The 20,338-nt window shown below is 67.2% G+C and carries 18 protein-coding genes, 1 tRNA gene and 1 pseudogene; 6 read left to right on the top strand and 14 right to left on the bottom strand.

The window, feature by feature from the left end:
• Positions 1-159: 159 nt before the first annotated feature.
• The 3 genes from AC5Y4D_RS22090 to AC5Y4D_RS22080 are packed head-to-tail and all read right to left on the bottom strand — an operon-like array spanning position 160 to position 3,274.
• The gene (locus AC5Y4D_RS22090; protein ID WP_500038196.1) at positions 160-1,974 is read right to left on the bottom strand and encodes a hypothetical protein; all 1,815 of its coding nucleotides are present in this window, start codon (positions 1,972-1,974) and stop codon (positions 160-162) included.
• On the bottom strand, positions 1,971-2,330 hold the full coding sequence (locus AC5Y4D_RS22085; protein WP_500038195.1) for a DUF2742 domain-containing protein: 360 nt from the start codon (positions 2,328-2,330) through the stop codon (positions 1,971-1,973). The genes AC5Y4D_RS22090 and AC5Y4D_RS22085 overlap by 4 nt, the downstream gene beginning before the upstream one ends.
• Positions 2,327-3,274 (bottom strand): hypothetical protein, encoded by a 948-nt coding sequence (locus AC5Y4D_RS22080; protein ID WP_500038194.1) that lies wholly within the window; start codon positions 3,272-3,274, stop codon positions 2,327-2,329. Before AC5Y4D_RS22080 ends, AC5Y4D_RS22085 begins: the two co-directional genes overlap by 4 nt.
• A gap of 296 nt (positions 3,275-3,570) precedes the next feature.
• Here AC5Y4D_RS22080 and AC5Y4D_RS22075 point away from each other — a divergent pair, with 296 nt between their 5' ends.
• Positions 3,571-4,155 carry a hypothetical protein gene (locus AC5Y4D_RS22075; protein ID WP_500038193.1) on the top strand — a complete coding sequence of 195 codons (585 nt, stop codon included), beginning with the start codon at positions 3,571-3,573 and terminating at the stop codon, positions 4,153-4,155.
• On the top strand, positions 4,148-5,383 hold the full coding sequence (locus AC5Y4D_RS22070) for a tyrosine-type recombinase/integrase (protein ID WP_500038192.1): 1,236 nt from the start codon (positions 4,148-4,150) through the stop codon (positions 5,381-5,383). Before AC5Y4D_RS22075 ends, AC5Y4D_RS22070 begins: the two co-directional genes overlap by 8 nt.
• 19 nt (positions 5,384-5,402) lie before the next feature.
• Here AC5Y4D_RS22070 and AC5Y4D_RS22065 read toward each other — a convergent pair.
• Positions 5,403-5,478 (bottom strand) — tRNA-Thr (locus AC5Y4D_RS22065).
• Between the two features lie 70 nt (positions 5,479-5,548).
• Positions 5,549-6,766 carry a DNA polymerase III subunit delta' gene (locus AC5Y4D_RS22060; protein WP_499993681.1) on the bottom strand — a complete coding sequence of 406 codons (1,218 nt, stop codon included), beginning with the start codon at positions 6,764-6,766 and terminating at the stop codon, positions 5,549-5,551.
• Between the two features lie 110 nt (positions 6,767-6,876).
• Between AC5Y4D_RS22060 and AC5Y4D_RS22055 the strand changes: the two genes are divergently transcribed.
• Positions 6,877-8,529: an adenylate/guanylate cyclase domain-containing protein gene (locus AC5Y4D_RS22055; RefSeq protein ID WP_499993686.1), complete on the top strand. Its 1,653-nt coding sequence runs from the start codon at positions 6,877-6,879 to the stop codon at positions 8,527-8,529.
• Between the two features lie 115 nt (positions 8,530-8,644).
• Here the strand turns inward: AC5Y4D_RS22055 and topA are convergent, their stop codons facing one another.
• From topA to cspA, 3 genes are all read right to left on the bottom strand, one after another.
• The gene (topA, locus tag AC5Y4D_RS22050) at positions 8,645-11,434 is read right to left on the bottom strand and encodes a type I DNA topoisomerase (RefSeq protein WP_499993682.1); all 2,790 of its coding nucleotides are present in this window, start codon (positions 11,432-11,434) and stop codon (positions 8,645-8,647) included.
• A 229-nt stretch (positions 11,435-11,663) separates the two neighbouring features.
• Positions 11,664-12,242, bottom strand: coding sequence for a hypothetical protein (locus AC5Y4D_RS22045; protein ID WP_499943408.1), 579 nt, complete (start codon positions 12,240-12,242; stop codon positions 11,664-11,666).
• 157 nt (positions 12,243-12,399) lie between these two features.
• Positions 12,400-12,603 carry a cold shock protein CspA gene (cspA, locus tag AC5Y4D_RS22040; protein WP_003419650.1) on the bottom strand — a complete coding sequence of 68 codons (204 nt, stop codon included), beginning with the start codon at positions 12,601-12,603 and terminating at the stop codon, positions 12,400-12,402.
• Between the two features lie 309 nt (positions 12,604-12,912).
• Here cspA and AC5Y4D_RS22035 point away from each other — a divergent pair, with 309 nt between their 5' ends.
• From AC5Y4D_RS22035 to AC5Y4D_RS22025, 3 genes are all read left to right on the top strand, one after another.
• Positions 12,913-15,240: a DEAD/DEAH box helicase gene (locus AC5Y4D_RS22035; protein ID WP_499993683.1), complete on the top strand. Its 2,328-nt coding sequence runs from the start codon at positions 12,913-12,915 to the stop codon at positions 15,238-15,240.
• 199 nt (positions 15,241-15,439) lie between these two features.
• On the top strand, positions 15,440-16,255 hold the full coding sequence (locus AC5Y4D_RS22030) for a PE family protein (protein ID WP_499943405.1): 816 nt from the start codon (positions 15,440-15,442) through the stop codon (positions 16,253-16,255).
• Between the two features lie 605 nt (positions 16,256-16,860).
• On the top strand, positions 16,861-17,892 hold the full coding sequence (locus tag AC5Y4D_RS22025) for a PAS domain-containing protein (RefSeq protein WP_499943404.1): 1,032 nt from the start codon (positions 16,861-16,863) through the stop codon (positions 17,890-17,892).
• A gap of 21 nt (positions 17,893-17,913) precedes the next feature.
• Here the strand turns inward: AC5Y4D_RS22025 and AC5Y4D_RS22020 are convergent, their stop codons facing one another.
• The 6 genes and pseudogenes from AC5Y4D_RS22020 to AC5Y4D_RS21995 form a co-directional block, all read right to left on the bottom strand.
• On the bottom strand, positions 17,914-18,222 hold the full coding sequence (locus tag AC5Y4D_RS22020) for an Rv3654c family TadE-like protein (RefSeq protein ID WP_499943403.1): 309 nt from the start codon (positions 18,220-18,222) through the stop codon (positions 17,914-17,916).
• 16 nt (positions 18,223-18,238) lie between these two features.
• Entirely contained in the window at positions 18,239-18,562 is a 324-nt protein-coding gene (locus AC5Y4D_RS22015) for a TadE family type IV pilus minor pilin (protein WP_499943428.1), read from the bottom strand.
• Positions 18,562-18,762, bottom strand: a complete 201-nt coding sequence (locus tag AC5Y4D_RS22010; protein ID WP_499943402.1) for a DUF4244 domain-containing protein — start codon at positions 18,760-18,762, stop codon at positions 18,562-18,564. Before AC5Y4D_RS22010 ends, AC5Y4D_RS22015 begins: the two co-directional genes overlap by 1 nt.
• A gap of 15 nt (positions 18,763-18,777) precedes the next feature.
• Positions 18,778-19,359, bottom strand: a complete 582-nt coding sequence (locus AC5Y4D_RS22005; protein ID WP_499943401.1) for a type II secretion system F family protein — start codon at positions 19,357-19,359, stop codon at positions 18,778-18,780.
• On the bottom strand, positions 19,356-20,156 hold the full coding sequence (locus AC5Y4D_RS22000) for a type II secretion system F family protein (RefSeq protein ID WP_499943400.1): 801 nt from the start codon (positions 20,154-20,156) through the stop codon (positions 19,356-19,358). Before AC5Y4D_RS22000 ends, AC5Y4D_RS22005 begins: the two co-directional genes overlap by 4 nt.
• Positions 20,153-20,338, bottom strand: a pseudogene (locus AC5Y4D_RS21995) (TadA family conjugal transfer-associated ATPase); the annotation flags it as partial. The pseudogene AC5Y4D_RS21995 and the gene AC5Y4D_RS22000, both read right to left, overlap by 4 nt.

The raw sequence follows: 20,338 nt of genomic DNA, 5'->3' as shown, positions 1-20,338 counted from the left end.
CGCTGCCGATGCTGGCGGTTGCCCGTTCGACGCAGGGCACTCGTCTGACGCGGCCGTCGGGGCGTGTGCACCATTGGTTCTGCTGTGCGCCGCAGTTGGCGCATGTCACGGCTAGGGCGCCGGTGTCGGAGTAGGCCGCCCAGATCGCCCGACCTTGCTTCACGACGCGCTCTCCTCGGGGCTGACGATGTGCCAGACGCGATCAGTCTTCGAGTCGCCGCGGGCGGGCTGGGAATCGATACGGGGGTGCTTTGCTGCGACGTTGCGGATGTTTGCCCAGCTATGCCCTGCGGCTTCACCGGCGGCCCGGACGTTGCCAGGGATCAGTGAACCGGTTTCGGCGTTCTCGATGAATTCCTCAAGCCACTGACGTGCCGACTGATAGCAGGAGGGCTGCTCCCCGGCGGTGTCGATCGACCAAGTTGTGGTGCCGCCGGATCTGTCGATTACCCGGATGCCCGGATGATCGTTAGCGGCGTTCGCGAGAGCCTTCCGGTTGTAGCCGGCGGCCTCCCCTGCGCCGTAGACAGCAAACGTTGTGGTAGTCGTGAAGCCATCTGCTTGCAACGTGGCTATGTGATTGGCAAGCCACTGCACCGCTGTCAGCGACGGTTGATAGATTTTAGCTGACCTGCGCGAATCCAGATCGGTGACGCTAGCCTTGGGTACCTGCGGGTACTCTGGTTCACGCGTCTTGAACTGGGTGTTTGGTGCGTGTACCGGGGTCCCCGCGTGTACCTGGGGCGTCAAACGGTATCGCTTGCCGCCATCGACTTCTATGGCCAGAATCTGGCCGTCGTCAGCTAACTCAGAGAGCGCCGTTGCGAAGTTGTCCCGGATGTCTGCTTTCAAGGCAGATCTGAGTTCGCGGGTCGGTACTTCAACTGATCTTCCGAGCTTGCGAACGATCGCCTTCTTGGCGCGGTTCAGCTTGCTGTCGGAGATGATCTCGTCACGGTCGGCGGCCGCCAGCGCGCGGCCACGGTTGATACGCCGGGCCGCCTCGGCGCGTTCACGCTGGACCCATGCACGGGTCCGGTCCGAGATCTCCATGACGGTGCCCGCTAGATGCCAGTCCTCGTCGCTGATTACCGGGGGCTCGTCCCGGTCGTCGAGGACCATCAGGGCTGCAGCGACCTTGGCCCGCACCAGTAGCCGATGCCCGTCGAGTGGGTCGACCATGCCGCGGTGCATCGCGAGCTGGTGGGCGTCGATGGCGTCGCGGGCAACCTGCGGCAGCTCGAGGTCTCCGCAGAATCGAGGTTGTCGGATGATGAGCTGCTGCGGCTCGTCGGGACGCTCGTCGGGCATGTCGGGGTCGAGTACCGGCGCCCACACGAACCGTTGTGGGGTGCCGCCGTCGGCGCCGTCTAGCAGTGCTCCGGCGCGGCCGGGCTGGACGCCGACGATCAGCCCGCACCGGTAGGTGTGCGCCTCCACGCGGGTGCGGGTGTGGTTCTGGGCGTTGGTGAAACCGAGCTGTTCACCGGAGAACACCTTGCGTAGTTCGGATTCCAGCGTCGAGCCCGACCGGGAGAACAGCCCGGCCGCGGTGTCAACCTCGGGTGCGGAGAAGATGGCGTAGATGATCTGGTCGCGTTCGGGTTCGCCGTCTTTGCCTACGGGCGGCGGCATGAAGGTGCGGGCGATGCCTTCACCGGAGCCGATGGGGAACTCAGGGATGCGCGCGGGGCGACCGTCGTGCCACTCGAAGCGGATAGCGTCTCGGGCCGCTGCTTCGCTGGTTCCCTTGCCAGCACCTGACGGGCCGGTGAGAGCCACGAACAGGTTCAGGCTGGCTCGGCCGCCGACGTGCGGGGGCAGCCCGACTGCGGGGGGAATGACGCTGATGGCGCGAAGCAGTGAAACACCGAGCACAGCCGGGGGGTTGCGTCGGCGAGCCCGCGCAAACCGGTGGATATGCGTCAGAACTTCTCGGGCCTGCCAGAACTCGTCGATATCGGTGTCGGTCAAGCTGATCTCCTGATGTAGCCGCTGGTGCGGCGTTGGTGGATTTGGCGGCCGATCCGCGACCAGTCCTGGGCTGCGGCAACGGCTTTCGATGCCTCGGCCGCTGCATCTTGTGCTGCTTCCACGCGTAGGACGTGGTGCTCGCCGTCGATCGCGACAGCCACCAGCTTGCGGGGATCGCCGTCGGCCAGGGCTTGCCACGACGGGGTACCGGCAGCCGGTATTGGTCCGTAATTTGCTTGGGCGACAACTGCTTCGATGAATTCGTGCACGGGCCACCATGCGCGCTGTTGAGAGGGTGGAGCGCCGGCCCGCTGGGGGCCGGCCTCCTTCAGGTTGAACGGCTGCCGCTCGCTCATCGGCACTCCCTCAGCAATTCGGCTGCTTTGGCGGAAACAGCTGCTAAGTCGTCGAATACGCCAGGGTGCGTGGCAACTACATCGGCAACACCAGCGGTTTCCGGCAGTCCGTCGATGTAAGCTTCGAACCCGACCTCAAGTGGCTGGTTGTCCTTCGGGTCCCAGTACAAGAAGCGCCTGACAACCGAGGTGATCTCACCGGCACCCTTTATTTCGGCGAACGTGTCCCACAGGAACAGCGGGTCATCGCCGGCCTTCGGCGACGGGATCGGCGACATGTCGAACTTCTTGACTTGCAATTCCGTTGCCGGTTCGGACTCGTCGTTTAGATCGGCGGCGAAGGGCTCGAGCAGGCTGTGCAGGATCTTGACGTAGGCGCGCAGCACGGCCAGCTCGTTGTCGTAGCCGTCGGGTCTAGGTGTGAAAGTCGGTTCCTCTTTGAGCATGTCATTGATGCGCCAGCCGAACCGAGTCACGCCCTTGCAGAAGTCGAACGCAGCGAGCATGCCCACCCAGTTGGCGTCGTGGTCGGACAGACCGTCGAATGCTCGCATGTCGATCAGGTCGGCCGCGAAGGCGCGGAGCCCTTGACCGTTGAACGGCAGTTCGGCTGCGGCAATGCTTTCGTCCTCGGCCAGAATCTCGATGGCCTGGCGGAAGCGCTCGTAGCGGTCGCCTGGGAAAACGCCCTGTTGGCAGTCCTGGGTATGCCTGCCGATACCACCGCAGCATTTACGGGTGGTCGAGTCGACCGGGTACGGGTTACCGCTGTCCATAGCTTGCGCCGCTTCGTTGAGCCGGTCGGAAAGCGCCGACCAGGTTGGTGGTTCCGGCGCAGCGCCGGGAGTGGGTACAGTCATGGGTGAACTTCCTTTCTGGTGATGGGTTGGTTCGGAAGCCCTCGAAGCGGCAACTTCGGGGGCTTCACTGATTTCGTTGGACATGTCAGGCAGCGCCTGGGCTACCGTCAGCACCCTGTTCCAGGCGGGCTAGGTAGGCGTCGAGTTGGCGGTCGGTCGAAAACCTTCGGCGGCCGATGGTGACCGATCCGAGCTCGCCCGATGCCCAGAGTCGGAAGACCGCGCTTCGGCCAACGCCGAGTCGCTCTCCCACGGCAACATGGTCATTGTTCTTGTTCATCCCTTTTCCTGTCGTTGTTACTACGCACCAAGTCGGTACATGCTCGTAGTACTACCACGAACGTAGAAAACACGCAATAGACGCGCTATTGTGCGTAGCTATGACGAGTTGGCGAGAATGGGCGGCTGCAACTGTCGCGGGTGTGGCCGGCGTAGTTAAAGATCGGCGCTCGCATCTCGAATTGACTGCCGCCGATGTGGCCGCGAGGACGTCGGCTGGGAAGCCGATGACGCGGGCTGTCATTTCGGATCTTGAGACTGGACGGAAGCGGACATTAGAGATTAGTGAACTGTCAACGCTCGCAATGGCTTTAGAGATGCCGCCGCTTGCGTTGCTGTTTCCTAATGTGCTTGAGGACGTTGAGGTGCTGCCAGGCAAGAAGATGCGGGGTGTTGAAGCGCTCGGGTGGTTTACGGGTACGGGTGAGGACACGCCTGGGGGCGCCGCGGGGATCCAAGTCGCCCTGCAACTGGTCATAGTGGAGCGGACGCTCAATGTGCAGCGGCACAATCTGCGCCAGCATGAGCGCGGTCCGGAACTCCTCAATATGTCCGAGACGATGAAGCAGTACGAGGCGCACCAAGCCGCTCACTCAAGGGAGCAGATATCGAGACTTGAGGCCGAACGCAAACGGCTGCTCGGCGTTTATACGCGACTAATGGAGATCGAGAGGCGCGATGCCTAGACAGCGTATGGAGCCGGGCGAGCACGGCCGCATCACCGAATCGTGTTCCGCTGGAAAGTATTTTGCTTCCACCTATGTCCGGGACAACGACGGTAAGCGTCGGCGGGTTGAGCGGTCGAGTGATAAGTCGATAGAGGATGCTCGCCGGGTTCTTCAGCGGCACCTGGTCAAACGTCGCGCACCGCTGTCGGGTCAGCTGGTGACTGATCGAACAACACTCGCCCAGCTGTTCGAAATATGGCTTGCAGCAAAGGAATCCGAGGACGGCATCAAGCCGCAGACCGCGGGCCAATACCGTCAGGTATGGGCGAAGTACGGCGCCGAGCAGCTCGGTGCACTCCGGGTGACCGAGCTTCCGACTTCTCGGGCCAACGCACACATTCAGGCGGTCGCGGCGACCACGAAGTCTCAGGCCGGCTATCTGCGGATCATCCTCCGGGGCATGTTCTCGACGGCCGTCCGTTTCGACGTGTTGGCGGTCAACCCGATCGTGGAGACCAAGACGGCGAAGGTTCAGCGGAAGCCGGCCCGGGCGATGACCCCCGACGAGTTCGACCAGGTGCGGGCTGCCGTGCATGCGTACGTCACACAGGAGCGCCACGGAGGACCGAAACCGGGTCGGCTGCTGGCACCGTTCATCGAGGTGCTTGCCGCCACCGGCGGCCGGCCGAGCGAAGTGCTGGCACTGCGGTGGTCCGACGTCGACCTGCTCGCCAATCCGCCGACCGTGACGATCTCGGGCACCCTGGTCGACCACCAACGAATCCCCGGCAAGGGTCTGCACCGCCAGGAGGCGCGCAAGGGTGACGCGCCGGCCCACACCGTCGTGCTCCCCCACTTCGGCGTCGAGGCCCTCACCACACTGCTCGGCGAGACCGGACCCACCGGCCCGGTGTTCGCCAGCCGTGACGGCGGCTGGATGTCCCTGTGCAACATGCGCCGCGCGCTGCGGGCCGCCCTGCCCGACGAGCTGCGATGGATCACGCCGCACTCATTTCGCCGCACGGTCGCGACCGTCGTTCGGGACGACCTGGGGCCGGCGCTGGCTCAGCAGCAGCTCAGCCACTCCAAGCTGTCCACCACCGAGGCCCACTACCTACAGCGGCACACCCGCGGGCCCGATGTGCGGTCCACGCTGGACAGATTCGCCGCCGGGAAAGTGTCAGCTGAAAGTATCAGGAAAGTATCAGGTGACCCCGGTCCTGGCGGGACGAACGACGCCGCTTAGTCATGTTTACGCTGGTGGATGGAGCCGCCTAGGAGAATCGAACTCCTGACCTATTCATTACGAGTGAATCGCTCTACCGACTGAGCTAAGGCGGCCTGCCGCTTCGGGCGGCACGAGTCTACGGCAGAGCGCCGGACCGACCCAAGTCCGACCGCCGCCCCGTCGTCAGCGCAATTCCTGGCCGATCGTGGCCACCATGGCGTCGACCGCGAATTTGGGCTTGACGTTGGTGCTCAGCGCTTCGCGGCAGGCCAGGACGGCCTCCACGCAGCGCAACAGTCGCTCGGGGCTGGCGTGCGCGGCCAGCGCGCCCACCCGCTCGGCCATGTCCGGATGGTTCGCCCGAATCCGGCCCGCGTTCGCCGAAACCACCAGCGCATCGCGGAAATAGGTGGCCAGATCGATCAAGGCACGGTCCAGCGCGTCCCGCGAGGCACGGGTATGACGGGATTTCTGCCGTCGTTCCAGGTCCTTGATCGCTCCGGCGGAACCCCTGATCGCCCCGGCGGCGCCCTTGCCGGTACCGCCGGCCCCCAGCGCCGTGCGCAGTTCCTCGGTCTCCGCTTCGGCGCGATCGGCGGTCAACGCCACCGCCTCGGCTTCGGCGGCGGCGACCAACTCCTCCGCGGCGGCGTAGGCCCGTGAGGGCCGGGTTGCATCGCGGATCAGTTCCAGCGCCCGCTCGCGTCGTTGCCGGGCTTCGGGGTCGGTGGCCAGCCGGCGCGCCCGCCCGACGTGACCGCCGCTGACCGAGGCCGCCCACTGCGCCGTCTCGGTATCCAGCCCGTCGCCGTCGACGAGGACCTGGGCGATCGCCTCGGTGGACGGCGTCACCAGCGCAACGTGCCGGCACCGGGAGCGCAGCGTGATCGCGATGTCCTCGGGATCCACCGAGGGTGCGCAGAGCAAGAAGACCGTCGACGGCGGGGGCTCCTCGACGACCTTCAGCAGCGCGTTGGCGGCCCCCTCGGTCAACCGATCGGCGTCCTCGATGAGAACGATCTGGTGGTGGCCGGTGGTCGGGCGCCGCGAGGCGATCTGCACGATGCCGCGCATCTCGTCCACACCGATGGACAGACCTTCGGGAATGACCCGCCGGACGTCGGCGTGGGTGCCCGCCATGGTCGTCGTGCACGCCCGACAACTCCCGCAACCGGGCTCGGACTCCGACGTACATTGCAGCGCGGCGGCGAAGCACAGCGCGGCTACCGAACGTCCCGAGCCCGGCGGTCCGGTGATGAGCCAGGCATGTGTCATAGTTCCGGGGCTCGAAGCCGCGTGAGCCTGGTCACCCCGACTATCTCTGCGGGCGTCCCGGGCTGCCGCCAACAGCTCGGCTTCCACGACTTCCTGGCCTACCAGCCGCGTAAACACTCCCGTCATCATCGGCAACAGTAGTGAGCGCCTCCGACAGAGACCGATCAGCGTCCGTTTCGCGACAATTCCGTGATCTTTGCCCGGCTTTCGCCCTCGTCGGAGGGCATGGCGGGCCCATTTCCGGTTACCGACGAGTCGCCGCTGACCGATACGGTGGGTTCGTGAACACGGTGGCGACCTTCCCCCGGCGAATCGCTGCATTCGCACGGTGGGTGGTGCGCACCCCGTGGCCGGTCTTCTCCCTGAGCATGTTGCAGGCCGACATCATCGGCGGGCTGTTCGTGTTGGGCTTCCTGCGCTACGGATTGCCGCCCCGCGACCGCATCCAGCTACAGGACCTCCCGCCTGCCAACGTGGTGATCTTCGTTGCCACGGTCATCTTGCTGTTTCTGTTCGGGTTCGCCTGGAACCTGCGCCTGCTGATGCCGGTTTTCCGCTGGCAGCGTCGCGACAACCTGCTGGTCGAAGCCGACCCGTCCACCACTGAACTGGCCCGCACCCGAGCGCTGCGGATGCCGTTCTATCGCACGGTGGTCAGCGCGGTGTCCTGGGCCGTCGGCAGCATGGTCTTCGTGATCGCCAGTTGGTCGGTGGCCCGGCACGCCGTGCCGGTGGTGGTCGTTGCGAACGCCCTGGGCGCCACCGCGACGGGGATCATCGGTTATCTGCAGTCCGAGCGGGTGCTGCGCCCGGTGGCGGTCGCGGCGCTGCGCAGCGGGGTGCCCGAAAACGTGCGGGCACCCGGCGTCATCCTGCGGCTGATGCTGACCTGGGTTCTGTCCACGGCGGTGCCGCTGGTGGCGATCGTGCTGGCCGTGGTTTCGGACAAGATCGCGCTGCTGCACGCCTCACCCAGCGCATTGTTCAACCCCATCCTGCTGTTGGCGCTGGCGGCGTTGGCCATCGGGGCGGCCGGCACGCTGCTGGTGTCGATGTCCATCGCCGACCCGCTACGCCAGCTGCGCTGGGCCCTGTCGGAGGTACAGCGCGGCAACTACAACGCCCACATGCAGATCTACGACGCCAGCGAGCTCGGACTGCTGCAGGCCGGGTTCAACGACATGGTCCGCGACCTCTCGGAGCGGCAGCGGCTGCGCGACCTGTTCGGTCGTTACGTGGGCGAGGACGTCGCCCGCCGGGCGCTCGAGCGCGGTACCGAACTGGGCGGGCAGGAACGCGACGTCGCGGTGCTCTTCGTGGACCTGGTGGGCTCGACCCAGTTGGCGGCTACCCGGCCGCCCGCCGAAGTCGTCCACCTGCTCAACGAGTTCTTCCGGGTCGTCGTCGACACCGTCGGCCGCCACGGCGGGTTCGTCAACAAGTTCCAGGGCGACGCGGCGCTGGCGATCTTCGGCGCGCCGATCGAGCATCCCGACGGCGCGGGAGCGGCGTTGGCGGCGGCCCGTGAGTTGCACGACGAACTGATCCCGGTGCTCGGGTCCGCCGAATTCGGCATCGGCGTCTCCTCCGGCCGGGCCATAGCCGGCCACATCGGCGCCCAGGCCCGGTTCGAGTACACCGTCATCGGTGACCCGGTCAACGAGGCCGCCCGGCTGACCGAGCTGGCCAAACTGGAAGAGGGCCACGTGCTGGCGTCGGCGATCGCGGTCAGCGGGGCGCTGGACTCTGAGGCGCTGTGCTGGGACGTGGGTGAGGTGGTCGAGCTGCGTGGTCGCGCGGCGCCCACCCAGTTGGCGCGTCCGCTGAATCTCGCTGCCTGCAGCGAGGTTTCGGACGAAGCCGAGGAGGTCTCGACCAGACGGCACTGATGCCGAGCAGACGCGAAAGCCCCTGTTTCGTGCCGAAACAAGGGGCTTTCGCGTCTGCTCGCGCGGGTTAGGTGCGCTTGCTCGCGCGGGTTAGGTGCGCCTGATGCGGCGCGGGTTAGGTGCGCTTGGCCGCGCGCTTCGCCGGTGCCTTCTTGGCCGCCGCCTTCGACGTGGCCTTGCGTGCCGTCTTCTTCGCGGCTCGCTTCACCGGGCCGCGGGCCCGCCGATCGGCGAGCAGTTCGGAGGCGCGTTCGTCGGTGATCGACAACACGTCGTCGCCTTTGCGCAGACTGGCGTTGGTCTCGCCGTCGGTGACGTACGGACCGAACCGGCCGTCCTTGATCACCATCGGCTTGCCCGACGCCGAATCGGTGCCCAGCTCCCGCAGCGGCGGTGCCGAAGCAGCCTGTCGCCCAGAGCGTTTCGGCTCGGAGTAGATCTTGAGCGCCTCGTCGAGGGTGATGGTGAACATCTGGTCCTCGGTGGCCAGCGATCGAGAATCGGTGCCGCGCTTGAGATATGGGCCGTAGCGTCCGTTCTGTGCGGTGATCTCCTCACCGGATGCGGGGTCGGTGCCGACCACCCGCGGCAGGGACAGCAGTTTCAGTGCGTCCTCGAGTGTGACCGTCTGCAGGTCCATGCTGCGCAGCAGCGAACCGGTGCGCGGCTTCGGACCGGTCGGCTTTTTGCCCTTCTTCGCCGGAGCGGCATCGCCTTCGTCGTCTTCGGACTTGGGCAGGATCTCCGTCACGTACGGCCCGTAGCGCCCATCTTTGGCCACGATCTCGTGACCCGTTTCCGGGTCCACACCCAGCACGCGCCCCTCCTGCGGAGTGGCGAAAAGTTCTTCTGCCACTTCCAGAGTCAGCTCGTCGGGAGTCAGCGAATCGTTCAGGTTGGCCCGCTGCGGAGTCGACTCGCCGTCGTCACCGGCGATCGTACGTTCCAGATACGGGCCGTTCTTGCCGACCCGAACGTAGACCGGGCGTCCCAACGCGTCGTCGAAAACCTTGATGGAGTTGACTTCTCGCGCGTCGATACCTTCGAGGTTGATGCCGACCAGTTTTTTCAATCCACCGGATCGGGCAACGGAGTCGGCCACGCCGTGCTCACCGCCGAAGTAGAAGTTGTTCAGCCAGTTGGTGCGTTGCTCGTTACCCGAGGCGATCGCGTCGAGCTCATCTTCCATCGCCGCGGTGAAGTCGTAGTCGACCAGACGGCCGAAATGCTGTTCCAGCAAACCGATTACGGCGAACGCGACCCAGGACGGCACCAGGGCGCTGCCCTTCTTGTAAACGTAACCGCGGTCCTGGATCGTCTTGATGATCGAGGAGTAGGTCGACGGCCGTCCGATGCCCAGCTCTTCGAGCGCTTTGACCAGCGATGCCTCGGTGTAGCGGGCCGGCGGGTTGGTGGAGTGCCCGTCGGGTGTGAGTTCGACGGCATCCAGACGCTGTCCGGGGGTCAGTTGCGGCAGCCGGCGCTCGGCGTCGTCGGCTTCGCCACCGGCCAGTTCGTCCACGGTTTCCACGTAGGCCTTCAGGAAGCCGGGGAAGGTCAGGGTGCGGCCAGAGGCGGAGAAGATCACTTGCCGCTCACCCGAGCGGCCTTCGATCCGCAGGCTCAGCGTGGTGCCACGCGCATCGGCCATCTGGGAGGCCACGGTGCGCTGCCAGATCAGCTCGTAGAGACGGAACTCGTCACCGTCGAGCTCGCGACGCACCGCGTCGGGGGTGGCGAACGTCTCACCGGCGGGCCGGATCGCCTCGTGCGCCTCCTGGGCGTTCTTCACCTTGCGGGTGTACTGGCGCGGCGAGGGGGCCACGTACTCCTCGCCGTAGAGCTGGCGCGCCTGGTTGCGCGCGGCGCCGATCGCCGACTCCGACAGCGTCGTGGAGTCGGTCCGCATATAGGTGATGTAGCCGTTCTCGTAGAGCCGCTGAGCGATGCTCATCGTGCGCTCGGAGGAGAACCGCAGCTTGCGGCCGGCCTCCTGCTGCAGCGTCGAGGTCATGAACGGCGGATACGGGCGGCGGGTGTAGGGCTTCTCCTCGACCGACGCCACCGAGAGCTGAGCGCCACGCAAGCCTTCGGCGATCGAAGTGGCGGCGGACTCGTCCAGAACGGTGACCTCGTCGGCCTTGCGTAGCTGACCCAGCGAGTCGAAGTCACGGCCGGTGGCCACCCGCAAACCGTCGACGTTGGTCAGGCGCGCGGTGAACGTCGGCGGCTGCGCCTTCGGGTCGGACACGCTCGCGTCCAGCTTGGCCAGGATGTCCCAATACGACGCGCTGCGGAAGGCCATCCGGTCGCGTTCGCGCTGCACGATGATGCGGGTCGCCACCGATTGCACCCGGCCGGCCGACAGCTTGGGCGCGACCTTCTTCCACAGCACCGGGCTGACCTCGTAGCCGTACAGCCGGTCCAGGATGCGGCGGGTCTCCTGCGCGTCGACCAGGTCGATGTCGAGATCGCGCGGGTTCTCGGCGGCCTCGAGGATGGCCGGCTCCGTGATCTCGTGGAACACCATCCGCTTGACCGGGATCCGCGGTTTGAGGGTCTCCATCAGGTGCCAGGCGATCGCCTCGCCTTCCCGGTCACCATCGGTGGCCAGATAGAGCTCGTCGACGTCTTTGAGCAGGCCCTTCAACTCGGTGACGGTGCTCTTCTTCTCGGGGCTGATGATGTAGAGCGGCTCGAAGTCGGCGTCGACGTTCACCCCCAACCGTGCCCACGGCTCGGACTTGAACTTCGCGGGCACGTCGGCGGCGGCGCGGGGCAGGTCCCGGATGTGGCCGCGGGACGACTCCACGATGTAGTTGGCGCCCAGGTAACCGGCCAGCTTGCGCGCTTTGGTGGGCGACTCGACGATCACGAGTCGCCGGGTGCTCCCGTTGCTGGCCACCTGCGCTTACGCTCCATCTCGATCTATCGGTCCCCTCGCGGAACCGCCCCCGCAGGGAAGAATGACAGGTCGACTCCCTGAAATTCCCGGAAATCCGGTCCGTTTCCGGTCAGTTTCCGGCCAGTGGACCTACGCGCTGTCCCCTTCGCCCCGCGGGCAACTGACAATTTCGCACCATTGGGCGGGCCTGCGCAAACCGGCCGACCCCATCGCGGGCCTGTGCGACCGCTCAGACGTGGGGCCACTGGGCTGCCGACTCGGGGTCGTCGGGAGCCTCCCCCACGTTCTCTACCAGGCGCGATAGCCTGCGGCGGCCGCTGATCCGCAGCGCCGGCCGAGCCCCGCGGGTGCCGATGAGGGTGGGTGCGATCCCGACCCGCATCAGAGCCGACGCCAGCGGCGAATGGGTGTCCGGCGCGTGCGGATCCAAACCCAGCAGGTACCGGTCGGCTTCCGGGGTGCCGGCGGCCAGGGTCCACGCCCGCAACTCCCGCGGCCCGGGCAGCCAGCGCGGCGGCACCGTCTTGACCGCGCCCCTCGTCCACTCCTTGGCGATATTGCACAATCGCGGGTCCACCGCCGTGCGGACCAACGGGTGATCCTCGTCGGTCCGGGTGATCTCCGGGACCAGTCCGGCTTCGGTGATCATCTCCGCCAGCGCGGCGGCCCGCCAAGGCCGATCCACCACCACCGACACCCTGGCTCCGGACCCCACCGTGACGATCTGACCGGGCGCGGCCAGCAGTCCACACAGATCGTCGACCGCGGGCGGTACCGACTCCGCGGCGAAGAAGGACAGCTGGCTCACGCCACAGACAGTAAGGCAGCGGACCGAGCCAGGGTCGGTCCGCGTGCGGCGCGGCGTGACCAGAGGCGTAAGTGGGTGCCAATAACGGAAACCCCCCGGGGCGGGTCCCGCAAGAGCGGGACTGCGCCGGGGGGTTTCTTTTCAGAATCTGCTCGGATTAAAGGGAGCGGACTCCGGTGGCCTGGGGGCCCTTAGGGCTGTGGCCGATCTCAAACTCGACCTTCTGGTTCTCTTCGAGGGTGCGGAAGCCCGTCCCCTGGATTTCCGTGTAGTGGACAAAAACATCCGCGGAACCGTCCTCGGGGGCGATGAAACCGAACCCCTTCTCCGCGTTGAACCACTTCACAGTTCCCTGTGGCATCTCTCTGATCTTTCCTTTTCTTCTGGGTGCGGGGCACCGCCGTTCGGTGCCCCGGGCCCGTCACGACCGCCATACCTCGCGGAGTCGCCGGAACTTCACCCGACAGATAACCTCGCAGGAACCGCGATCGCAACGTCGATCCTGCGAAAGTTTGACACGAACACAGAAGCTACGACCGCACTCAGTCAACCACGTTCGTCGCGTAGGCAACAGCCTGTTGGCAGCGCAGGTCGCCGGACGGAGCCTCAATTTACGTAAGCGTCACTCGGCGGCCGCGGCAGCGGCCCCGGACGCTCGGAAAGGTTAGCGATGGCGAGTTTCGGCAGCGAGCTGCTTGCCGCCGCACTCGCCGGCACCGCCCCCGGCGAGCATCCGCTGCGCCATGTCGCCGAATTGCCGCCCCGGCCCGCCCAACCCGCCGACTGGCCCGACTGGGCCCGGCCCGAGGTGGTCCGCGCCTTCACCGAACGCGGGATTCGCACCCCCTGGTCGCACCAGGTGCGGGCCGCCGAGCTGGCGCACACCGGACGCCACGTGGTGATCAGCACCGGCACCGCCTCGGGCAAGTCGCTGGCCTACCAGCTCCCGGTGCTCAACGCGCTGGCCTCCGACCCACGGGCCCGGGTGCTGTACCTGTCGCCGACCAAGGCGCTCGGTCACGACCAGCTGCGCGCTGCCCACGCCCTGGTCACCGCGGTTCCCCTCGTTGACGTCGCACCCACGGCCTACGACGGCGACGCGCCCGCCGAAGTCCGCCGCTTCGCCCGGGAGCGCTCGCGCTGGCTGTTCTCCAATCCCGACATGATCCACCTGTCGATCCTGCGCAACCATGCCCGCTGGGGGGTGCTGTTGCGCGGACTGCGGTTCGTGATCGTCGACGAATGCCACTACTACCGTGGGGTGTTCGGTTCCAACGTGGCGATGGTGCTGCGCCGCCTGTTACGGCTGTGCGCGCGCTACTCCTCGTATCCGACGGTCATCTTCGCCAGCGCGACCACCGACTCCCCCGGCACGACCGCCACCGAACTCATCGGCCAACAGGTCCTCGACGTGGTCGACGACGGATCACCGCAGGGGGGACGGACGGTCGCGTTGTGGGAACCCGCGTTGCGGACCGACCTGCTCGGGGAGCACGGGGCTCCGGTGCGCCGGTCGGCGGGCGCCGAGGCGGCTCGGGTGATGGCCGACCTGATCGTGGAGGGCGCGCAGACGTTGACGTTCGTGCGGTCCCGTCGCGGCGCCGAGCTGACCGCGTTGGGGGCGCGGGCGCGACTGGACGACGTCGCCCCGCAGCTGTCGGGGCTGGTGGCGTCCTATCGGGCGGGCTATCTGGCCGAGGATCGCAGTGAATTGGAGCAGGCCCTGGCCGAGGGTCTGCTACGTGGACTGGCCACCACCAACGCGCTCGAACTCGGCGTCGACATCGCAGGTCTGGACGCGGTGGTGCTGGCGGGGTTCCCGGGCACGGTCGCGTCGTTCTGGCAGCAGGCCGGACGGTCGGGGCGGCGCGGGCAGGGCGCACTGGTGGTGCTCATCGCGCGCGACGATCCGCTGGACACCTACCTCGTCCATCATCCGGCCGCGTTGTTGGACAAGCCGGTTGAACGCGTCGTGATCGATCCCACCAATCCCTACATCCTGCGACCTCAACTTCTCTGTGCGGCAACGGAATTGCCGCTGGACGACGCGGAGGTCCGCGTGCTGGACGCGGTGGACGTGGTCGACGGACTGGTCGACGACGGCCTGCTGAAGCGCCGGGGTGGCAGGTACTTCCCCGCACCGGGAGTCGAACCCCATGGCGCAGTGGACATCCGGGGATCCATCGGCGGAGAGATCGTCATCGTCGAAGCGGACACCGGCCGCCTGCTGGGCAGCACCGGAGCGGGGCAGGCGCCGTCGTCGGTGCACCCCGGAGCGGTCTACCTGCATCAGGGCGAGAGCTACGTCGTCGACTCGTTGGACCTCGAGGAGGGCCTCGCCTTCGTCCGTGCCGAGGATCCCGGATACTCGACGTTCGCGCGCGAGATCACCGACATCACCGTCACCGGCCCCGGTGAGCGTCGCACCTTCGGTCCCGTCACGCTGGGCTTGGTCCCGGTGACGGTGACCCACCAAGTGGTCGGGTACCTGCGCCGCCGCATCGACGGCGAAGTGATCGACTTCGTCGAATTGAGCATGCCGCAGAGCTCGCTGCCCACTGTCTCGGTGATGTACACGATCGATCCGGAGACGTTGGACCGCAACGGCATTGATCCGCTACAGGTACCAGGATCGCTGCATGCCGCCGAGCACGCGGCCATCGGGTTGCTGCCGCTAGTGGCCAGCTGCGATCGCGGCGACATCGGCGGGCTGTCCACCGCCCTCGGCCCCGAGGGACTGCCGACGGTTTTCGTCTACGACGGCCATCCCGGGGGTGCCGGCTTCGCCGAACGCGGCTTTCGGAAGGCGCGTACCTGGCTGGGCGCCACCGCCGCGGCCATCGAAGCCTGCGAGTGCCCGCGTGGCTGCCCGTCCTGTGTGCAGTCACCCAAATGCGGCAACGGCAACGATCCGCTGGACAAGGCGGGCGCGGTACGGGTACTCAGGCTGGTGCTCGCGGCGTTGGACCGAGGACGGTGCGCTAACCAGGGGTGCTGAACGTCGCCGGTAAATTCGGTGGCACGGCCGCAGCGGTCCTTCCCCCGTTGTTCCGCGGTCGGAGCATCCGTTCCGGATACCTTGAAAAAATTGTTACTTCCATTCCCCGAAAATGGCTTTACAGTGCTCATATCCGTTGCAGTGCGATGGCGATCAGACACTGGCCGAGTCTGTCGGAATTCGAATTCGGAGGTGTCGTATGTCGTTTGTGAACGCGGCTCCCGAAGTTATGGGGACCACGGCCACGAATTTGGCAGGCATCGGCGCGACGATCAGCGCGGCCAACGCGAACGCGGCGACCCCGACGACCGCTCTCGTAGCCTCTGCGCAGGATCAGGTATCGGCAGCGGTCGCGACGTTCTTCAACGGCCACGCGCAGGGCTATCAGACGGTGGGCGCGCAGGCGGCGGCTTTCCATCAGAATCTGGTGCAGGTTCTGAAATCCGGTGCGGGTGCGTACGCGACAGCGGAGACCGACAACGCCGCAACCACCGGCAATCCCACCGGCACACCGGCTGAGCAGACCAACCGCCGTGACAATCCGTTACCGAAGGCCAAACCCGAGTCATCGATGGACGGCAATCGCGCGACCGGCGGCTCGGGCGCAACCGCCGGGATGGAAAGCAGGAGCGGCGTCACCGGCCTGATCGGCCTCGGCGGCGCGCGTGCCGTCGGCGTCACCGGCCCAGTGGTGGAACCGGGCTTGCTCCCCGGCGCGATGCGCGTCGGCAGCTCCGGCATCCGACTCGGCGCGGACAGGATCGTCGTCAGCGGCCCAAGATCGGGCGCCAGCGAGTCGCCATCGGCCATGCGCGCAACTGCCGCAACCACCGAACCGCCCGCACGGCTGATCACCCCCGCCGGATCGCGCGGGAACGCCACAGTGGTGACCCTCAATGCCCGCGGCGGCGGCAGTGGGGGCCTGGCTCGGAGCGTCAGGCACGCCGTCCCGGGCAGAAGTGCCGGTGGAGCCGGAGGTTTCGGCGCTCGCGAAAGTCTTCCATCCGGTTCGTAGGCGAAAGACTTTCGGAGCAACCAACAGACGTCAATCGGCAAGTGGTGAACGAGGATTGACGTGATCCCGAATCACGAAAGCCGTTGGAAAGTCCGATGGACGGGCGACCGACCCCTCGACGATCGTCCTCCACGGATCCGCTTTGCGACGGCCTGACAACACAATCCGCACACACTGCCCAATCGGGAGCGCAGCAGAAACCTACCTGGCTCGACGGCGCAAGCGCAACAAGCCGAGCACGTGATTCGCGAAGTTCCCGAGGCCGATTCCGTCCGGCGGTATGACAAACCACCCCAGGTGAGACCCAATTACGTTGCACCACGCCCAGATACCTACCGCCGCGCTCAACTGACCAGTGGTCACAGGATTCCCGCACACAACGCCTCATTGACGCCCAAAGCCCGCCGGGACAACGGTTTTGACGCTATCGTCAACAATCTGGCGCGCAATCGCGGGGTATTATTCGTCGGCCAGCGTTATCCGCTTTGCCCGCAACGGATTCCGCAATCGCGGCACCCGGCGGCCAGACGCCACCGGCACCATTGCGGCCTGCACCGATGACGCCGTCGCAGGCAACCGGCCCCCGGTCAGTATACTGCAGCCCTATGGGCCACGACTGGTTGCTCGTGGAGACGATGGGGGACGAGCCCGCTGTGGTTGCGCAGGGCCGTCAGCTCAAGAACCTCGTCCCGATAACCAGCTTTCTGCGCCGCAGTCCCTACCTTGCGGCAGTCCGTACCGCGGTAGCCGAGTCGGTCCAGACCGGTCAGGCTCTCACCAGCATCACCCCGAAAAGCGACCGCGTCATCCGCACCGAACCGGTGGTGATGTCCGACGGCCGGATCCATGGCGTGCACGTGTGGACCGGCCCGATCGACGAGGAACCCCCCGAGCGGCCCATTCCCGGCCCGCTGAAATGGGACCTCACCCGCGGTGTGGCCACCGACACTCCTGAGTCGCTGGCCAACAGCGGCAAGAATCCCGAGGCCGAGGTCACCTACGGCAGGGCCTTTGCCGAAGACTTGCCCTCCCGCGAACTCAACCCGAACGAAACCAAGGTGCTGGCCATGGCGGTTCGGGCCGAGCCAGGCCAGACACTGTGCAGCACATGGGATCTCACTGATTGGCAAGGAAACCCGATTCGGATCGGCTTCACCGCGCGCAGTGCGATCGAACCGGGGCCAGACGGCCGCGACCATCTGGTGGCGCGCGCGATGAACTGGCGTGCCGAGCGCAGGGAAAGTCCGGCGGCCACCGGCGACCTGGCGCAGCGGATCCTCAACGGCCTGGCGCAGGCCGGTGTCCATCGCGCCCTCGTCGACCTGAAGAACTGGACGTTGCTCAAGTGGCTCGACGACCCGGCGCCGTTCTACGACTGGCGGGGCAACGAAGACACGCAGCGGGTTCACCCCGAGGACGAGCACGTAGTGGCCTCGATGACAACGGAATTCGCTGACGGCGCGACAAGTCGGGTGCTCCGGTTGCCCGGCAACGACACCGACTGGGTGCCGGTACACGTCACCGTCAACCGGGTGGAACTCGAGCCGGACACGTTCGCCGGGCTGCTGTCGCTGCGCTTGCCCACCGACGACGAGGTCGCCGCCGCACAGTTTTCGCAGGCACCCGACCAGACCTGATCGGGGGGGTAGCCATCGGGCCTACGAGCGCACCGGTCCTGCCCGCGCCGAAGCTGCCGCCGCCGCGACGTGAGCAACCGGCACTTCGACGGTGACGACCACGTCCAGGCCGTCCGCCTGACACCGGACGTCACCGACGCGCATCTGCCGCGCCACGATCGTCGCCCGGGCGCACGCCGCCGCCGGTCCCTGCGGCAGTGCCGCGGCTGCGGCCAGGGCGGCCAGGTCGGCCACCGCCTGGGCGCGGTGGCGGGCCAGCACGACCGACCCCAGCCAGACGCCGGCCGCGGTGACGCACAACAGCACCGCGACCATCGCAGCCCCGAGCACCGTTGCCGACCCCGCCTCATCCCGGCTCAGCCGCCGAAACCGCCTGTGCCGCGATCTGCACAGTCGGCAACAACGTTGACCGCGCACTGACGGTGGCGACCAGCAGATCGCCGTCGCGTCGCACCGCGACCTGCGCACCGGACGGCGCGATGTTCCGCGCGACCGCGACGGCGGCGTCCCCGTCACCGCGCGCCGCGAGCCGGGCGGCCTCCCGGGCCGCGTCGATGCACCGCACCTGCATCGACACCGCGGTGATCCCGGCCAGGCACAGCACCAGGACCACGACCAGCGTGGCGATCGCCAGCGCCGCCTCGACGGTGCTGGAACCGTCATCGGCGATCAGACCTTGGTGCTCAGTGCGCGACCGATGATGTGGTTCAGCGCCGAGACGACGGAGTCGCCGGTGACCACGGTGTACAGGATGGCGCCGAAGGCCGCCGCCGCTATCGTGCCGATTGCGTACTCGACGGTGGACATGCCCGATTCGTCGACGGCAAGTAGCAGCATGCGCGCCCTGAGCGCACCGATCATCCGAAACATCGATTACTTCCTCCCTCATACGAGACCCGACTGCAGGACACCACCGGCCAGCCCGGCCACCACGGGGACGATCCCGAGACAGACGAAAGCCGGCAGAAAACACAAGCCCAACGGACCGGCGATCAGGACTCCGGCGCGCTCGGCCGCCGCGCCGGCCGCATGCGCGGCGTCATGGCGAGACTGCGCGGCGAGTTCCACCAGACCGTCGGCCAGTGCGGCACCTGAGGCCGCCGAACGGCGAGCCAACCGCAGCAGACCATCGGTCTGGGCATCGACCGCCACGCCGGGCGGCGCCGACCACGCAGCATCGGCACCGGCACCGAGCGCCAGGAGATCGGCCGCCCGCCGCAACACCTGAGCCAGACATGGCGGAGCCGACCCGGCCGCCGCGGCGGCAGCCGTCGACACCGCCATGCCCGCAGCCAGGCACACGGCGAGTACATCCAGACTGGACGCGACCCCGAGGGGATCCGATCCGGCCGGTCGCCGCGCTCCCCGCCGGACAGTCCGCGTGACCGGCTTGGCCCGCGCACGTACCGCCGCTGGACCCGCGCCGACCAGTAGTGCCGCGGCCAGCAACACCGCCATGACTTTCATGGCGACATCACCCGATCGGTGATCCGGTCCGACCACAGCAACCCGGCGCAGACCAGCACCGAACCCACGACCAGAAACCAGCCACCCGGGCCGGACAACAGGAAGCCGAGCGGCCGTGCGCCGATCAACTGTCCCAACAGCACCCCGAGCGTCGGCAACCCGGCAAGGATCGCCGCGGTGGCGCGTGCGCCGGCCAGACCGGAGGCGACCTTGGCCGCGAAGCGTTGCCGCTCGGCGACATCGCGTTGCGCGGCCCGCATCAAGCCGGCGATCGCCAGACCGTGCTGGCCGGCCAGCTCCCAGCAAACCGCGATGCGCTCCCACTGTGCGGGCAGGGATGAAGAGCGCGCCGCCGCGCGCAGGCCAGCCGCGACGTCGGCACCCAACCTTGCCCGCGCCGCGACCCCTTGCAGCGCGACCGACACGACCCCACCGGTCTCCGCGGCCGCGGCGTCGAACGCGCGCACCGGATGGGCGCCCACGCGAAGTTCGCCGACCAAGATCTCGAGTGCCGCTTCCAGCGCCCGGCCTTCGGCCAACGCATGCCGGTGTCGCCGGCTCCGGCGGAGACGCACACCCACCGTCGCGCCGAGCACGGCAACCGACAGTGCGGCGGTCAACGGCAGGACCACGGCGGCGAGTACCAGAACACACCCGCACACTCCGCCGACACCGGGCCCGCCGGCCACGAACCGCCGACGGGTCGTCCGCTGCAACCCGAGCCGGGGGCCCGACGAGGCGGGCGACACCAGCAAGGCCAGTGCCAACAACAGCGCCGTGAGCTGCAACCCGGTCATGCCGACAACCTGGAGCTCAACAGGTCCTGCAGTAACACGCCGTGGTCGGTCATCCCGCGATCGACGTGCCAGCCGGTGACGGCACCGACCCGCCCGCCCTCGACCGGGTGCAGCACGGCGATCTCACTGAGCCGTCGCCGGCCGGATCGGTCCCGCTCTACGTGCAACAGCACCCGGCCCAG

This window comes from Mycobacterium sp. NGS67, assembly GCF_059812185.1.
The sequence above is the reverse complement of the archived record's forward strand: the minus strand, read 5'-3'. Positions and strand labels throughout refer to the sequence as shown.

Coding starts and splice junctions, on each gene's coding strand:
- AC5Y4D_RS22085 (WP_500038195.1), bottom strand. CDS start 2,330: ATGAGCGAGCGGCAGCCGTTCAACCTGAAGGAGGCCGGCCCCCAGCGG.
- AC5Y4D_RS22080 (WP_500038194.1), bottom strand. CDS start 3,274: ATGTCCAACGAAATCAGTGAAGCCCCCGAAGTTGCCGCTTCGAGGGCT.
- AC5Y4D_RS22075 (WP_500038193.1), top strand. CDS start 3,571: ATGACGAGTTGGCGAGAATGGGCGGCTGCAACTGTCGCGGGTGTGGCC.
- AC5Y4D_RS22070 (WP_500038192.1), top strand. CDS start 4,148: ATGCCTAGACAGCGTATGGAGCCGGGCGAGCACGGCCGCATCACCGAA.
- AC5Y4D_RS22060 (WP_499993681.1), bottom strand. CDS start 6,766: ATGACGGGAGTGTTTACGCGGCTGGTAGGCCAGGAAGTCGTGGAAGCC.
- cspA (WP_003419650.1), bottom strand. CDS start 12,603: ATGCCACAGGGAACTGTGAAGTGGTTCAACGCGGAGAAGGGGTTCGGT.
- AC5Y4D_RS22035 (WP_499993683.1), top strand. CDS start 12,913: ATGGCGAGTTTCGGCAGCGAGCTGCTTGCCGCCGCACTCGCCGGCACC.
- AC5Y4D_RS22030 (WP_499943405.1), top strand. CDS start 15,440: ATGTCGTTTGTGAACGCGGCTCCCGAAGTTATGGGGACCACGGCCACG.
- AC5Y4D_RS22025 (WP_499943404.1), top strand. CDS start 16,861: ATGGGCCACGACTGGTTGCTCGTGGAGACGATGGGGGACGAGCCCGCT.
- AC5Y4D_RS22010 (WP_499943402.1), bottom strand. CDS start 18,762: ATGTTTCGGATGATCGGTGCGCTCAGGGCGCGCATGCTGCTACTTGCC.
- AC5Y4D_RS22005 (WP_499943401.1), bottom strand. CDS start 19,359: ATGAAAGTCATGGCGGTGTTGCTGGCCGCGGCACTACTGGTCGGCGCG.
- AC5Y4D_RS22000 (WP_499943400.1), bottom strand. CDS start 20,156: ATGACCGGGTTGCAGCTCACGGCGCTGTTGTTGGCACTGGCCTTGCTG.